The 14667-nt window shown below is 61.9% G+C and carries 12 protein-coding genes, 1 tRNA gene and 1 pseudogene; 11 read left to right on the top strand and 3 right to left on the bottom strand.

Annotated elements, in window-relative coordinates; translation table 11 throughout:
• Positions 1-214: 214 nt before the first annotated feature.
• On the top strand, positions 215-2248 hold the full coding sequence (locus tag X751_RS161250) for a lytic transglycosylase domain-containing protein (RefSeq protein ID WP_023743757.1): 2034 nt from the start codon (positions 215-217) through the stop codon (positions 2246-2248).
• 310 nt (positions 2249-2558) lie between these two features.
• Positions 2559-3461 (top strand): alpha/beta hydrolase, encoded by a 903-nt coding sequence (locus X751_RS161255; protein WP_023743756.1) that lies wholly within the window; start codon positions 2559-2561, stop codon positions 3459-3461.
• 59 nt (positions 3462-3520) lie between these two features.
• Here the strand turns inward: X751_RS161255 and X751_RS161260 are convergent, their stop codons facing one another.
• On the bottom strand, positions 3521-4597 hold the full coding sequence (locus tag X751_RS161260; RefSeq protein WP_023743755.1) for a site-specific integrase: 1077 nt from the start codon (positions 4595-4597) through the stop codon (positions 3521-3523).
• Between the two features lie 240 nt (positions 4598-4837).
• Positions 4838-6122: pseudogene (locus X751_RS01000000163415) on the bottom strand (porin).
• Positions 6123-6585: 463 nt separating this feature from the next.
• Between X751_RS01000000163415 and X751_RS161265 the strand changes: the two are divergent.
• The 3 genes from X751_RS161265 (at position 6586) to X751_RS161275 (ending at position 8652) form a co-directional block, all read left to right on the top strand.
• Positions 6586-6676 (top strand) — tRNA-Ser (locus tag X751_RS161265).
• A 436-nt stretch (positions 6677-7112) separates the two neighbouring features.
• Positions 7113-7355, top strand: coding sequence for a GIY-YIG nuclease family protein (locus X751_RS161270; protein WP_023699414.1), 243 nt, complete (start codon positions 7113-7115; stop codon positions 7353-7355).
• A 121-nt stretch (positions 7356-7476) separates the two neighbouring features.
• Positions 7477-8652, top strand: a complete 1176-nt coding sequence (locus tag X751_RS161275; RefSeq protein ID WP_023743754.1) for a porin — start codon at positions 7477-7479, stop codon at positions 8650-8652.
• Between the two features lie 91 nt (positions 8653-8743).
• Here X751_RS161275 and X751_RS1000000166715 read toward each other — a convergent pair whose 3' ends face one another.
• Positions 8744-8905, bottom strand: a complete 162-nt coding sequence (locus X751_RS1000000166715; protein WP_023687272.1) for a hypothetical protein — start codon at positions 8903-8905, stop codon at positions 8744-8746.
• On the opposite strand from X751_RS1000000166715, the gene X751_RS161280 reads away from it, so the two are divergent.
• The 6 genes from X751_RS161280 to X751_RS161305 all read left to right on the top strand — a co-directional run bounded on the left by X751_RS161280 (position 8904) and on the right by X751_RS161305 (position 14552).
• Entirely contained in the window at positions 8904-10016 is a 1113-nt protein-coding gene (locus tag X751_RS161280; RefSeq protein WP_023743753.1) for a pyridoxal phosphate-dependent aminotransferase, read from the top strand. The genes X751_RS1000000166715 and X751_RS161280 overlap by 2 nt on opposite strands.
• A 156-nt stretch (positions 10017-10172) precedes the next feature.
• Positions 10173-10478, top strand: coding sequence for an acylphosphatase (locus X751_RS161285; RefSeq protein ID WP_023743752.1), 306 nt, complete (start codon positions 10173-10175; stop codon positions 10476-10478).
• 47 nt (positions 10479-10525) lie between these two features.
• Positions 10526-11182 carry a TetR/AcrR family transcriptional regulator gene (locus tag X751_RS161290; protein WP_023743751.1) on the top strand — a complete coding sequence of 219 codons (657 nt, stop codon included), beginning with the start codon at positions 10526-10528 and terminating at the stop codon, positions 11180-11182.
• A 65-nt stretch (positions 11183-11247) separates the two neighbouring features.
• The gene (locus X751_RS161295) at positions 11248-12411 is read left to right on the top strand and encodes an isovaleryl-CoA dehydrogenase (RefSeq protein ID WP_023743750.1); all 1164 of its coding nucleotides are present in this window, start codon (positions 11248-11250) and stop codon (positions 12409-12411) included.
• A 1-nt stretch (position 12412) separates the two neighbouring features.
• On the top strand, positions 12413-14020 hold the full coding sequence (locus X751_RS161300) for a carboxyl transferase domain-containing protein (RefSeq protein WP_023743749.1): 1608 nt from the start codon (positions 12413-12415) through the stop codon (positions 14018-14020).
• Position 14021: 1 nt separating this feature from the next.
• The gene (locus X751_RS161305) at positions 14022-14552 is read left to right on the top strand and encodes an O-acetyl-ADP-ribose deacetylase (RefSeq protein WP_023702171.1); all 531 of its coding nucleotides are present in this window, start codon (positions 14022-14024) and stop codon (positions 14550-14552) included.
• Positions 14553-14667: the final 115 nt, after the last annotated feature.

Genomic DNA, 14667 nt, shown 5'->3' with positions numbered 1-14667 from the left:
TTGGGCGACATGCATCGGGCGCCTTCTAGCCGAAAGCGAAGCCGCGCACCATAGTCTCGACACTGTTGCGCGGCAAGCATGCCGATGGTGCCAGCAAGCGCAATTCGAACGGCCTCGATAACCCTTTGTTTACGAGCTCTTCACGACCTAAGTCTAGGCTCTCGGGCACCTGGGCTTGCCATCTAAAGTGCCGCAACAGGGAAAGATCAGGATCATGCCGGCCAGTCGGCCACTCCGCTTCATATTGCTTGGCGCCGTTGCCCTGCTGATAGTGGGAACGGCGGCAAACGAGAGCGTCGACGAGCAGACGACCTCATCGATCCCGATGCCTGACATGCAAGATGGAGCGCAGACCGATGCGCCCTCCGCCAATATCGCCGTGTTGAAAGGCAGTCTCGACGCGTTGGCGACCGGCGATATCGCCGCGGCACGAGCGGTGCGCGAAACATTGCCGGCCAGTTCGCTGGACCGCCATATCCTGGCCTGGGCGATCGCGCTCTATGGCGGCGACCGTGTGCCGAGCAGCGAGATTGCCGATACCGCAAAGATGTTGCCGAATTGGCCGGGCACCATCGCTCTGCGCAAGAACAGCGAGCGCGCGCTCTACCGCGAAAGCCCGTCGCCGCAGACCGTGGTGAAAGCCTTTGACGGCAGCCAACCGCTGACCTTTCAAGGCGTGGTCATCCTTGCCCGTTCTTATGTAGCTCTTGGCAACACCAAGGCTGCGCTTTCCGTGCTGTCGCCATTCTGGCGCACCGAGAAGCTGGAAGCCAGGGACGAGGCGGCCGTCAGCAAGGAGTTTGGCGCCATCATTCCGGCTGCCGACCATCGTTTCCGCATGGAACGGATGTTTTATGCCGACCGGGAGAATTCGGCACTGCGGGTCGCAGCACTTGCCGGCGCGCAACCGCTGGCCGATGCCTGGGCCGCCGCCTCGCGTGGCGACAAGAACGCGGCCAAGCTGTTGAAAGCGGTGCCTGCCGCGCAGCAATCGGCCGGCTATTTCTTCGCGCAAGCCGAATATCTGCGCAAGCAGCGGAAGTTTGCGGACGCCGCCGCGGTGATGATGAAAGCGCCAACGAACCGCGACGCGCTGGTCGATCCCGATGCCTGGTGGGTCGAGCGCCGCGTGCTGTCGCGCGCACTGGTCGACCAGGGCGACTGGAAGACCGCCTACAAGGTCGTTGCCGCGCATGCCGCCGAAAGCCCCGCCAGCGCCGCCGAGGCCGAATTCCACGCCGGCTGGTATGCGTTGCGCGGCCTCAACGATCCTGCGACGGCCTCGACCCATTTTGCCCGCATCGCCGATCTCGCGCAGGGACCGATGTCGCTGTCACGCGCCTATTATTGGCTTGGCCGCGCGGCGGAAGTCGGCGGTCCAGGCGATGCGAAGGATTATTTCACCAAGGCGGCGGCCTATGGCACCACTTTCTACGGCCAGTTGGCGGCGGAACGGGTTGGCTTGCACACGCTGAACATTGTCTATCCCGAGCCAAGCACTGCCGACCGCCAAAGCTTTGACGGCCGCGAAGCCGTCAGCGCCATCAAGCGGCTGCAGGAGGCGGGCTACGACCGCTATGCCGAGACGCTTTACCGCGACCTCGCCGGGCAGTTGACCAGCCCCGGCGAGCTGGCGCTGCTTGCGGTGCTGGCGGAAAAGCAGGGCAATCATTTCATGGCGCTGAAGATCGGCAAGATCGCCGGCGCGCGCGGCATCGATGTCGGCGCGCTGTCGCATCCGCTGGGCGTCATTCCCGACACCGCCGACATATCCGGCTCGGGCAAGGCGCTGGCCTATGCGATCGCCCGCCAGGAAAGCGAATTCAATGTCGGCGCCGTCTCCAGCGCCGGCGCGCGCGGCCTGCTGCAGCTGATGCCGGGCACCGCCAAGCAATTGGCGAAGAAGGCCGGCGTGACCTTCTCGCAGGATCGGCTGACCAGCGACGCCGGCTACAATGCGACGTTGGGGGCTGCCTTCCTCGGCGAGCAGCTCGACCGCTTCGGCGGCTCCTATGTGCTGACCTTCGCCGGCTACAATGCCGGCCCCAACCGGGCCAGGCAATGGGTGGCCAAGTACGGCGACCCGCGCGGCAATGGCATCGACGCCGTCGTCGACTGGATCGAGCGGATTCCCTACACGGAAACAAGAAGTTACGTGCAGCGCGTGATGGAGAATTACGAGGTCTACAAGATGCGTATTTCGGGGAAGTACGATATCGTTGGGGATTTGGTGAACGGAAGGGGCTGAGGCGGCAGAGCTGTCGCCATGGGCAAACGTTGGGGATCCTTCGCGCCCCCCTCTGGCCTGCCGGCCATCTCCCCCACGAGTGGGGAGATCAGCTTCGTTGCCGATTTCGCCAATCTCCAACGTCGAAGGAAGGGCGTAGCGCCGGAACCGCCAATCTCCCCCCTCGTGGGGGAGATGTCCAGCAGGACAGAGGGGGGCGCTGTCCCTCCGACATTTCCAAGAGTGTCAGCTTGCCGACAACCCTCGATTTGACCGCTCCCACCCTCGCCTGTAGCAGACGGAGACAATCCGGCCAGGGAGTCCTTTTAATATGTCGAGCACCGACGGCTTCTCCGACTTTTTCTACACCGCGCCGGACGGGCTCAAGCTTCACGCCCGCGTCTATGGCGAGACCAATTCGGCAGACTGGCAGGTCGTTTGCCTGCCCGGCCTGACCCGCAACGCGCGCGATTTCCATGAGCTGGCGCTTTATCTGTCGCAGCGAACCGACAATCCGCGCAAGGTCATCGCCTTCGACTACCGTGGCCGCGGCCAGTCCGCTTACGATCCTGATATCGGCCACTACAATGTCGGCATCGAAGCCGGCGATGTCCTCGCCGGACTGGCCGCTCTGAACGTCGAGGAAGCGGCCTTTATCGGCACCTCGCGCGGCGGGCTGATCATCCACGTGCTCGGCGCGCTGCGGCCGGCCGCGCTGAAAGCCATCGTGCTGAACGACATCGGACCGGTGATCGAGGCCGCGGGGCTCGCCTATATCCAAACCTATCTCGACCCGGCACCGAAACCGAAGAGCCGCGCTGAGGCGATCGATGCCCAACGCGTCGCTCACGGCGCGGATTTTCCCGCTCTGACCGCAGCGGATTGGGAGCGGATGGTGTCGGCCCTCTACCGCGAGACGGACGAAAGCCTCCTGCTGCCGGATTTCGACACGCAGCTGGTCGAGACGGTGGCGGGCCTCGACCTCAGCAAGCCGTTGCCGGATCTGTGGCCGCAGTTCGAGGCGCTGGCGGCGATACCTTTGCTTGCCATTCGCGGCGCCAACTCGAAACTCCTGTCGGCCGACACACTCGACGAGATGCAAAAGCGTCATTCCGGCATGGAAGCGATCACCGTCGAGGGCCAGGGCCATGCGCCCTTCCTGGAGACAGGCAATCTGCCGGGCGCTATCGCGGCTTTCCTGGATGGAGTACCAAATGCGGCCCAGAAAAAGTAAACCCCAAGATCAAAGATGATCCTGGGGTTGCCGAGGCAGTATATGAAAGCCTTGGGTAACTATTTGGCTTTCGAGCTTTTCCGGGGCGCCTTGGGTGCCTTCGCCGCTGCCGCTTTACTTTTTTGAGCAGGCGCTGGCACTGAGGCCGTGGTCAGCGGCGATGCGAAGGCCGAGCTTTTTCCATCGCCGGATAACCCCTCGCCGCGGGGCGTTTCCAGCACGACAACGCAGCCGTCGAGATCGTTGGTGGCCAGATGCGCATAGCGCATGGTCATCGAAAGCGTCTGGTGGCCGAGCCACATCTGCACGCGGCGGATGTCGATGCCGCCCTGGACCAGACGCGAGGCACAGGTGTGACGCAAGATGTGCGGCACCACCTGGTCGTCGGCGCCGAGACCGACTTCGACCTTGGCATCGTTCCAGATGGCGCGAAACTGTGCCTGGCTGAGTTTGGTGAACGGACCCTTGGGCCGGCGGCCCTCTGACGGGGGCAGTTTGATCACCTCCTTGACCCGCTCGGTCATCGGGATGGTGCGGCTGCGGCCGGATTTGGTGATCCAGAACGAGACGCGATGTTCCTGGATGTCGTTCCAGATCAGTCCGAGCGCCTCGCCGAGACGGCATCCGGTGTCCACGAGAAAGCACGAAAGACGGTAGGCGTCTTCGCTGCGGGTCCTGATGGCGGCGAACAGCCTTGCTTCTTCGTCCCTTTCGAGGAAACGAATTCGTCCCGCCCGCTCCTTCTGGCGGCGGAACTCGGGCAGGCTGTGGATATCCCCCATCTTGTAAGCCTTGCGCAGCAGTTTGCTGAGGGCAGCCATCTTTCGATTGATGGTTGCGTTGCTGTTGCCGCGCTGGCGCAAGGTGCCGATAAGATTGTCCAGGGTGCTCTGGTCGAAGGCGCTGAACCGTTCTCCGAGGAGAATCTCGTCTATTTCGCCGATGAAGGAGCTGACATTGTATTTATGTCGCCCATCATCCCAGAGTATGTCTCGGTACGCTGAAAAAAGCTCTCCGACCCGGTGCGACTTTACTTCTCTAATCTTGTTGTAGCTGTATTTTATCTTCGCATTTTGAGAAGAGAACATTGAGAAATGTTCGGAGGGGTCGCCCTCTTGTATCGCGTCGATGGTCATAAATTGCCACACCCCCGAGTGGATAGAGTCAGACCTACCCGCTTGGAAGCGTCCTTTCAAGAGATTTAATCACGCAGTTGTGAATTCATCCGCCCATCAGCGGATCCCACGAACGCACCCTACGGACTGTTCAGCTGCCGATTCCCCCTGTTCCTTCTGCTTGTCTTGTCCAGTCACGAAACAAAAACAGCCCGGGCGTTTATGCGCCCGGGCTGGTATTCACCTGTATAAAGCCAGCCCTTAGAACGAGCGCTGGAAGCGGAGCATGCCGCCGATGGCGTCGTCGCCATCAGTAATACCGGTCCAGTTGTGGTTCGTGCCAAGGGTATCGACCTCATCGATCTTGCCTGCATTGACGTAGTCAACTTCGGCAGTGATCGTGAACCCGGGAACGACGTCGTAGGCGATGTTGGCTGCGATGCCGAGGTTTTCACCTTCGTCATACGAAACCTGAGCGTTGAACGAGGTCTTCTCGTTGATGGTGTAGGTGCCACCACCCCAGACTGCCCAGTTGCCATCCCACGGCTTGTAGAAGCCGCGGCCGCCGGCCGGGAACGCGTAGCCCGTATCCGTCAGGTTGTCGTCGGTGCCGTAGCCGCCCATGATGAAGAGCGACAGGTTCTGCATCGGGGTGATGTCCAAACGCACCTTGCCGGAGNTCGGTGCCGTAGCCGCCCATGATGAAGAGCGACAGGTTCTGCATCGGGGTGATGTCCAAACGCACCTTGCCGGAGACTTCTTCATAGTTGCTGTCGTAAGCGATGACGCCGGTGATGGCGCCCCAGCCCTGCGTGTACTTCAAGCCGCCGACGACATGCGGAACGTAGCTGTCGATCGTGCCCACGCCGTAGGAACCGGCAGTACCGCCGCCCGCGCCTTCTTCGAGCGAGATCACGGCCGAGAAGCCGTTGCCAGCATCGAAATAGTACTGGATGACGTTGGTATCGAAATCACCGTAGGGAACCAGCGTATCCTGGATGACGTTGCCGGCATAGCCGATGAACGTGTTGAAGGCCGATTCGTCCTTACCGACGCGCAGGCCACCGAGCTGGATCCAGGCGAAGTTCAGCGAAACGGTGTCGCCGTTGCCAGCCGCATTGATGCTGGGGCCGACGGGGCCAACAGGATCCGCGCCCGCATCGCGATTGTTGTTCTGGAAGTTGAAACGGGTCTCGGTGTAGGTCTTCAAGGTGCCGAGCTCGGTTTCCTGGCCGGTCCAGGTCTTCAGCGAGAAACGGGCGTGCTTGAACCAAGTGTCGTTGCTGCCACCGTCCTCAACGTCGGCAGACGTCGCACCGTCGAACGAGCCGACGTCGCCGGCGCCGATGTCGTAGCGGATATAGCCGCCGATGCGCAGGCAGGTTTCGGTGCCGGGAATGTAGAAGTAGCCCGAGCCGTAAACGTCGCAAATCTTGACGTATTCAGCCGGTTCCGGCTCGGCGACGACGACGGCGTCGGCGGCGCGCGCACCGGAAACTGCGATCAAGGCCGCAGCGGAGCCGAGGAGAAGGCTCTTAATGTTCATTTTCTGACCTCCAGTCAAAAGTTAAAAAACGGGTCTGGGTATTCTTTGCTGAAGGACAGCGTTCCCTGCCCCATCCCCACTACCGAAAAAGATGCGCACCGCGCCGCTCCTTCGAAATCGACATTACCCATGAGGCGGCGGCGTTCAACCATGATCGTACCGGCGAAAGGGCTGTGCGGGCGCTATCCCGATGCGTTGTTGCACAAATGACACGATTTGGCCTCAGTCAGAAAGCTCTCATTAACTATCGAAGGGCCGCAAGCCTTTGCCGCAGCGCCGGAATGCGGCCGAATCCGGCGAGGAACGGCCGAGATTGCGGCCATGTCGCCGAGTCGCCAGCCAGGGAACTGCCGCAGAATCGCCGCATGCAAAAGGCTGCGCTGCGGCCGAATCCGGAATTTTCAGAGATAATGGCGCCGGCTTGTTGATTGTGCCGGCGCTTTTCTTTATCCAGCGGCGCAACGGAGAGGTGGCCGAGTGGTCGAAGGCGCTCCCCTGCTAAGGGAGTAGAGGTCAAAAGCTTCTCGTGGGTTCGAATCCCATCCTCTCCGCCATCCTGCTTCGCTCTTCGAGCTTCGCAGGACAAGCCCAACCCTCAGCGCGAAGCAGGATGGCGGAGAGGATGCCCTCCGAAGCCTTGGCGTAGGAGGGCCGGACCGTGTGGTGTGCTACGGGCCGCACAGCGTAAGCCCAGAGAACCCCTTGCAAAATTCGATTGGCAGTCCTGCTTCGCTCTTCGAGCTTCGCAGGACAAGCCCAACCCTCAGCGCGAAGCAGGAAGGCGGAGAGGATGCCCTCCGAAGCCTTGGCGTAGGAGGGCCGGACCGTGTGGAGTGCTACGTGCCGCACAGCGTAAGCCCAGAGAATCCCTTCCAAAATTCGATTGGCAGTCCTGCTTCGCTCTTCGAGCTTCGCAGGACAAGCCCACCTCAGCGCGAAGCAGGATGGCGGAGAGGATGCCCTCCGACACCCGGCAAAGGAGAGCAGCTCATGTGGTATGTGTATCTTCTGGAGAGTGCGGCTGCCGAAGGCGAACGCTATATCGGCATAACGACGGACCTGAAACGACGGCTTGTCGAGCACAATGCGGGGAAATCCAGCCATACATCCAAGTTTCTGCCGTGGCGGATCGTCACCTATATGGCCTTTTCGAACCAGGCCAAGGCAGCTTCATTCGAGCGCTATCTCAAATCCGGTTCAGGGCATGCTTTCGCAAACAAGCGCCTGTGGTGATGGCCGCATCACCCGCAGCAAAGTCCATTTTTCAATAAACCTCAACAATAACAACTGATTACAGCGAAAACGCCTGTCGCCGGCTTCACTGTCTTGTTCGATTCTGACTGGAGGTCAGAAAATGAACATTAAGAGCCTTCTCCTCGGCTCCGCTGCGGCCTTGATCGCAGTTTCCGGTGCGCGCGCCGCCGACGCCGTCGTCGTCGCCGAGCCGGAACCGGCTGAATACGTCAAGATCTGCGACGTCTACGGCGCCGGCTACTTCTACATTCCCGGCACCGAAACCTGCCTGCGCATTGGCGGCTATGTCCGTTACGACATCGGTGCCGGCGACGTCGGCTCGTTCGACGGTGCGCGGTCGTTCGACCATAAGGATGGCGACGAGCAGGATACCTTCTACAAGAATGCCCGTTTCACGCTGAAGACCTGGACCGGCCAGGAAACCGAACTCGGCACCTTGAAGACCTACACCGAGACCCGCTTCAACTTCGGCAATCGCAACGGCTACCCGTCGGCAGACGATCCGACGACCGAAGCAGACGAGTTCAACTCCAACCCTGCCGGCAACAAGAACGTTTCGCTGAACTTCGCCTGGATCCAGCTCGGTGGCTTGCGCGTCGGCAAGGACGAATCGGCCTTCGACACGTTCATCGGCTACGCCGGCAACGTCCTTCAGGATACGCTCGTTCCCTACGGCGATTTCGACACCAACGTCGTCCAGTACTACTTCGATGCGGGCAACGGCTTCTCGGCCGTGGTCTCTCTCGAAGAAGGCTCCGGAACCGTTGGCACCATCGACAGCTACGTTCCGCATGTCGTCGGCGGCGTGAAGTACACGCAGGGCTGGGGCGCCATCACCGGCGTCGTCGCTTATGACAGCAACTACGAAGAAGTCGCCGGCAAGGTGCGTTTGGACATCACCCCGATGCAGAACCTGTCGCTCTTCATCATGGGCGGCTACGGCACCGACGACAATTTGACGGACTCGAGCTATGCGATCGACGCCGGCGGCCGCGGCTTCTACAAGCAGTGGGGCGGCAACTGGGCTTTCTGGGGTGGTGGCACCTACACCATCAACGAGAAGACCTCGTTCAATGCCCAGGTCTCGTATGACGAATGGAAGAATCTCGGTGTTGCCGCCAACATCGCCTACGACGTTGTTCCCGGCTTCACGGTCACGGCCGAAGTCGACTACCTCAATGCAGGCAAGTTCGACGACGCCAATTTCTCCAACTTCACCAACGCCGACAAGAAGAGCAGCATCGGCGGTCTCCTCCGCTTCCAGCGCTCGTTCTAAGACGCTCAGCCTGGCTGAAAATCGAACCCGGCGGGCAACCGCCGGGTCTTCTTTTTGAAGCGCCCGTCGCCATTGGCTGCAGTGCTGGCCTTCAAAAGGGTTGCCGCCTACCGGCGGTCAGGTCGTAGAGCGTGGCCACCCGCGCCGATTTCATCACGGGCGTGATGGCCACTATTTCCAGCCGCGCCAGAACTTGCGCCGTCCTATTGGGCACGCTAGCAAGAAGGCCCATCTTCTCGTGAGCCTTTGCCATGCGCCAGCGCCCTGCCCTCACGCCGCTTGTCGGCGCGCTTCCCTCGACGGTGCCGTTTGTCGGACCGGAAGCGCAGGAGCGCGAGCGCGGACGTGCTTTTCGCGCCCGCATCGGCGCCAATGAAAGCAGCTTCGGGCCTTCGCCGCGCGTTATCGCCCGTATGGAGCGCGTCGCGCGTGACCAGTGGATGTATTGCGATCCCGACAATTACGATCTGAAGCAGGCTGCGGCCCGCCATCTCGGCGTCGGCGCCGAAAACGTCGTGGTCGGCGAAGGCATAGACGGGCTGCTCAGCCTGGTGGCGCGCATGTATGTCGCGCCCGGCGACGCAGTGGTCACCTCGCTCGGCGCCTATCCGACCTTCAACTTCCACATTGCCGGCGTCGGCGGCCGGCTGGTCACGGTGCCTTACGAGAACGACAAGGAAAGCCTGGACGGCCTGCTCAAGGCAGTCATCAAGGAGAAGGCGTCGCTGGTCTATCTCTCCAATCCGGACAATCCGATGGGCAGCTGGTGGGAAGCAGGAGATATCACCCGCTTCGTCGAAGCGTTGCCGGAAACCACCATGCTGGTGCTCGACGAGGCCTATGGCGAATTGGGGCCGGCCTCGGCGCTGCCGCCGATCGATGTCGCGCGACCCAATGTCATCCGCATGCGCACCTTCTCCAAGGCATACGGGCTGGCCGGCATACGCTGCGGCTATGCGGTGGCGGAAGCCGAGGTGATCCGTGACTTCGAGAAGATCCGCAACCATTACGGCGTCAGCCGCATGGCGCAGATCGCCGGCGTCGAGGCGCTGGCCGACCAGGACTGGCTGCACAGCGTGGTGGCGCGAGTCGCTGCCGGCCGCACACGTATAGCCGGGATTGCGGAGACGAACGGGCTGAAGCCGCTGCCATCGGCGACCAATTTCGTCACCATCGACTGCAGCCAGGACGGCGCCTTCGCACTGAAAGTGCTGCAAACCCTTTTGTCGCGCGACGTTTTCATCCGCAAGCCGATGGCGCCAAGGCTCGAACGTTGCATCCGCGTCAGCGTCGGCCTCGATCATGAACTCGACATCTTTGCCGAGGAACTGCCCGGCGCACTCGCCGCGGCGCGGGGAAACTAGCCCCGCCGATTGCCATCGCAACAGAGCCTGCCGAGGCCGCCAAGGCCAAAACAGAATCAGCCGCGACCCCGACTCCGTCGATCCAGCAGCAATCCGACACTCAAGCCTGTTGCTTTCGTCCGATTCCGCGCCAGTTTCTGTGCATGGGAGGCAACGATGGATGACCGGCAAAGGGCAGTGCAGGCGCGTGTGCATGGCAAGGTGCAAGGCGTCGGCTACCGGATGTGGGCGCGAGGCGAAGCGACAGGGCTTGGCCTCGTAGGTTGGGTACGCAATGAACGAGACGGCACCGTGACGACCTGGATTGCCGGTGCCGATGCTGCGGTTTCCACAATGATCGAACGGCTGCGGCAAGGACCAACGGGATCCTCGGTTTCGAAGGTCGAGACCGAGGAATTCGAAGTCCTCGACGCGCCCGTGGACTACCGGATCATCGTTAGACGGTTCTTATCGCCCACTTGAATTAATTGAACGTTCGTTTTATTCTTGCTGCATTCAGGGAGGCGATCATGGCACGCACAACGGGATCCGACGGCGAAAAAACTGAAGCGGCCGTCCGCGAGGCAGCGGTCAGCCTGATCGCCCGCTTCGGCTATGAGGCGACGTCGATGCGGCAGCTTGCCGCCGAGGTCGGCGTCCAGGCGGCCGCGCTCTACCGCTATTTTCCGACCAAGGGAGACCTGCTGTTCACGCTGATGCGCGAACATATGGAAGGGCTGATCGAAGCGTGGGACGCCGCACGCCCCGACGCTGCCGATCCGGCAACGCGGCTTGCCGCCTATGTCGAAAACCACATCGCTTTCCACATCGAGCGCCGCCACTCCACCCATGTCTCGAACATGGAATTGCGCAGCCTGTCACATGACCGGCTGACGCAGATCCTTCGCATGCGCACCGCCTATGAGAAGGAGTTGCGCGCCATCCTGCGCGACGGCGCGGAGGCCGGCGCCTTCAGTGTCGATGACACCGGGCTCACTGCCATGGCGCTGATCCAGATGATGACCGGCGTCATCGTCTGGTTCCGGCCGGGCGAGCGGCTGTCGATGGCTGAAGTCACGGCGACATATCTTTCAATGACAATGCGCCTGGTTGGCGCGAACATAGACGGCAAGACTTACAGCGCCGCGCGTCCCTTCGGACGCGCAAAGGACGCTGTAGCATTTTGATTTCGCGCATGATCCTTTCCGAAAATCAAAGTTGATTTCGGGGTCATGCGGCAGGAGGGAACGGCATGTACACGAACACACTCAGCTTCGGGCATGACGAGGACATCGAGGCGCTGCGCGATCTGGTGCGCCGCTTTGCCCAGGAGAAAATAGCGCCGATCGCCGCCGAGATCGACCGCAGCAATCAATTCCCCGCGCATCTGTGGAAAGAACTCGGCGCGCTCGGCCTTCTCGGCATCACCGCCGATCCCGATTTCGGCGGCAGCGGCATGGGCTATCTTGCCCACGTCATTGCGGTGGAAGAGATTTCGCGCGCCTCGGGCTCGGTTGGTCTCTCCTACGGCGCCCATTCGAACCTCTGCGTCAACCAGATCAACCGCTGGGCGACGCCGGCTCAGAAGGAGAAATTCCTGTCGGCATTGTGCTCGGGCGAAAGGGCAGGTGCGCTGGCCATGTCGGAATCGGGCGCCGGCTCCGACGTCGTCTCGCTCAAGCTGCGCGCCGAAAAGCGCAACGACCGCTATGTGCTCAACGGCTCGAAAATGTGGATCACCAACGGCCCCGATGCCGAAACGCTGGTGGTCTACGCCAAGACCGATCCCGAGCGGAAATCGCGCGGCATCACCGCCTTCATCGTCGAAAAGACCATGGCCGGCTTCTCGGCATCGCCAAAGCTCGACAAGCTCGGCATGCGCGGCTCCAACACCGGCGAACTGGTGTTCGACAATGTCGAGGTGCCCTATGACAATGTGCTGCATGAGGAGGGCCGCGGCGTCGAGGTCCTGATGTCGGGCCTCGACTACGAGCGCACCGTGCTCGCCGGCGGCCCGCTCGGGCTGATGGCGGCGAGCCTCGACGTTGCCGTCCCCTATGTGCATGAGCGCAAGCAGTTCGGCCAGCCGATCGGCGAGTTCCAGCTGGTGCAGGGCAAGCTCGCCGACATGTATTCGACGATGAACGCCGCGCGCGCGTACGTTTATGCCGTCGCGGCTGCCTGCGATCGCGGCCAGACGACACGCAAGGATGCCGCCGGCTGCGTGCTGTTTGCCGCCGAGAAGGCGACGCTGATGGCGCTCGACGCCATCCAGCTGCTTGGCGGCAACGGCTATACCAACGAGTATCCGACCGGCCGGCTGTTGCGCGACGCCAAGCTCTACGAGATCGGCGCCGGCACCAGCGAGATCCGCCGCTGGCTGATCGGGCGCGAGATCATGGCGGAAGGGGTTTAGCATGGCCGTACTCCAAACCCAGATCTCGCCCTCCTCCGAAACCTACCTCGCCAATGCCGAGCGCATGCGGGCGCTGGTTGCCGACATTGCGGACAAGGCGGCAACCGTCGAGCGCGGTGGCTCGGAGGAGGCGCGCGAGCGTCATGTTTCGCGCGGCAAGCTGTTGCCGCGCGAGCGGCTGGCGCAGTTGCTCGACACCGGCTCGCCTTTCCTCGAGATCGGCCAGTTCGCGGCATGGTCCATGTATGGCGAGGAGATTTCCTCGGCCGGCCTCGTCGCGGGCGTCGGCCGTGTCGAAGGCACCGAGGTGATGGTCGTGGTCAACGACGCCACGGTGAAGGGCGGCACCTATTATCCGCTCACGGTGAAGAAGCATTTGCGCGCACAGGAGATCGCGCTGCAAAACAATCTGCCTTGCGTCTATCTGGTCGACAGCGGCGGCGCCAACCTGCCTAATCAGGACGAGGTGTTTCCCGATCGCGAGCATTTCGGCCGCATCTTCTACAACCAGGCCAACATGTCGGCGGCCGGCATTCCGCAGATCGCCTGCGTCATGGGCTCATGTACTGCGGGGGGCGCCTATGTGCCGGCAATGTCGGACGAGACGATCATGGTTCGCAACCAGGCGACCATTTTTCTCGGCGGCCCGCCTCTGGTGAAGGCGGCTACGGGTGAAGATGTCAGCGCCGAGGAGCTTGGCGGCGCCGACGTGCACACCAGGCTGTCCGGTGTCGCCGACCACTATGCGCTGGACGACGAACATGCGCTGGCCATCTGCCGGCGCATCGTCAAAAATCTCAACCGGCGCAAGACTGTAAGCCTGACCTTACAGAAACCCATGCCGCCGCTTCATGACGCGCAGGAGCTCTACGGCATCGTGCCGACGGATCTGCGCCAGCCCTATGATGTGCGCGAGGTGATCGCGCGCGTCGTCGACGGCTCCGAGTTCGACGAGTTCAAGCAGAATTACGGCACCACGCTGGTCACCGGCTTTGCCCATCTTCAGGGCATGCCGGTCGGCATCATCGCCAACAATGGCGTGCTGTTTTCCGAAAGTGCTGTGAAGGGCGCGCATTTCATCGAACTGTGCTGCCAGCGCAAGATCCCGCTGATCTTCCTGCAGAACATCACCGGCTTCATGGTCGGGCGAAAATACGAGGCCGGCGGCATCGCCAAGGACGGCGCCAAGCTGGTGATGGCGGTCGCCACCGCCAAGGTGCCGAAGGTGACGATGATCATCGGCGGGTCGTTCGGCGCCGGCAATTACGGCATGTGCGGACGCGCCTACTCGCCGCGGTTCCTGTGGATGTGGCCGAACGCGCGCATTTCGGTGATGGGCGGCGAACAGGCGGCGACCGTGCTGGCGGTGGTCAAGCGCGAGGGCATCGAGCGCAAGGGCGGTGAGTGGAGCGCGGACGAGGAAGCGAAATTCAAGAAGCCGATCCTGATGAAATACGAGCATGAGGGCCACCCGCTCTACTCCTCGGCGCGGCTATGGGACGACGGCATCATCGACCCGGCGAAAACGCGCGAGGTGCTGGCGCTCAGCCTGTCGGCCGCGCTCAACGCCGGAATCGAGGAAACGAAGTTCGGCGTGTTCAGGATGTAGGATGAGCAAGTTCGGCGAACGGATACATGTCCACACCGGCGACATCACCAGGCTTGCGGTCGATGCCATCGTCAACGCCGCCAATTCCTCGCTGCTGGGCGGCGGCGGCGTCGACGGCGCCATTCACCGCGCCGCCGGCCCGGAGCTCGAATTAGAATGCCGGATGCTGAACGGCTGCAATGTCGGCGAAGCAAAGCTTACCAAGGGCTATCACCTGCCGGCACGTTACATCATCCACACGGTCGGACCTGTCTGGCAAGGCGGCGGCAAAGGCGAAGCCGGGCTGCTCGCCTCCTGCTATATCAGGTCGCTCGAAATCGCCGCCGCCAGGGATTGCCGGACTGTGGCATTTCCGGCGATCTCCACCGGCATCTACCGTTATCCGAAAAATGAGGCGACGCAGATTGCCGTTGGCATCGCAGGTACCTTCGTCGGACAGAACTCAACGCCCGAAACAGTTATTTTCTGCTGCTTCGACGAGCCAACAGCTCAACTATACCGACAAGCCGTTGCTGCCATTGGAGGATGCTAGTCTGCATGGATAAGATGGTTCATCCACCTACGCAAAAGCAATTTTCGGTGAGCAGGCTGGCGGTACTGGAGAATAGACGCTATTGTTCATCCCGCATTGGGCAACGGGGATGGGG

The sequence above is a fragment of the Mesorhizobium sp. LNJC394B00 genome, assembly GCF_000502555.1.
GTDB lineage: Bacteria > Pseudomonadota > Alphaproteobacteria > Rhizobiales > Rhizobiaceae > Mesorhizobium.
The sequence above is the reverse complement of the archived record's forward strand: the minus strand, read 5'-3'. Positions and strand labels throughout refer to the sequence as shown.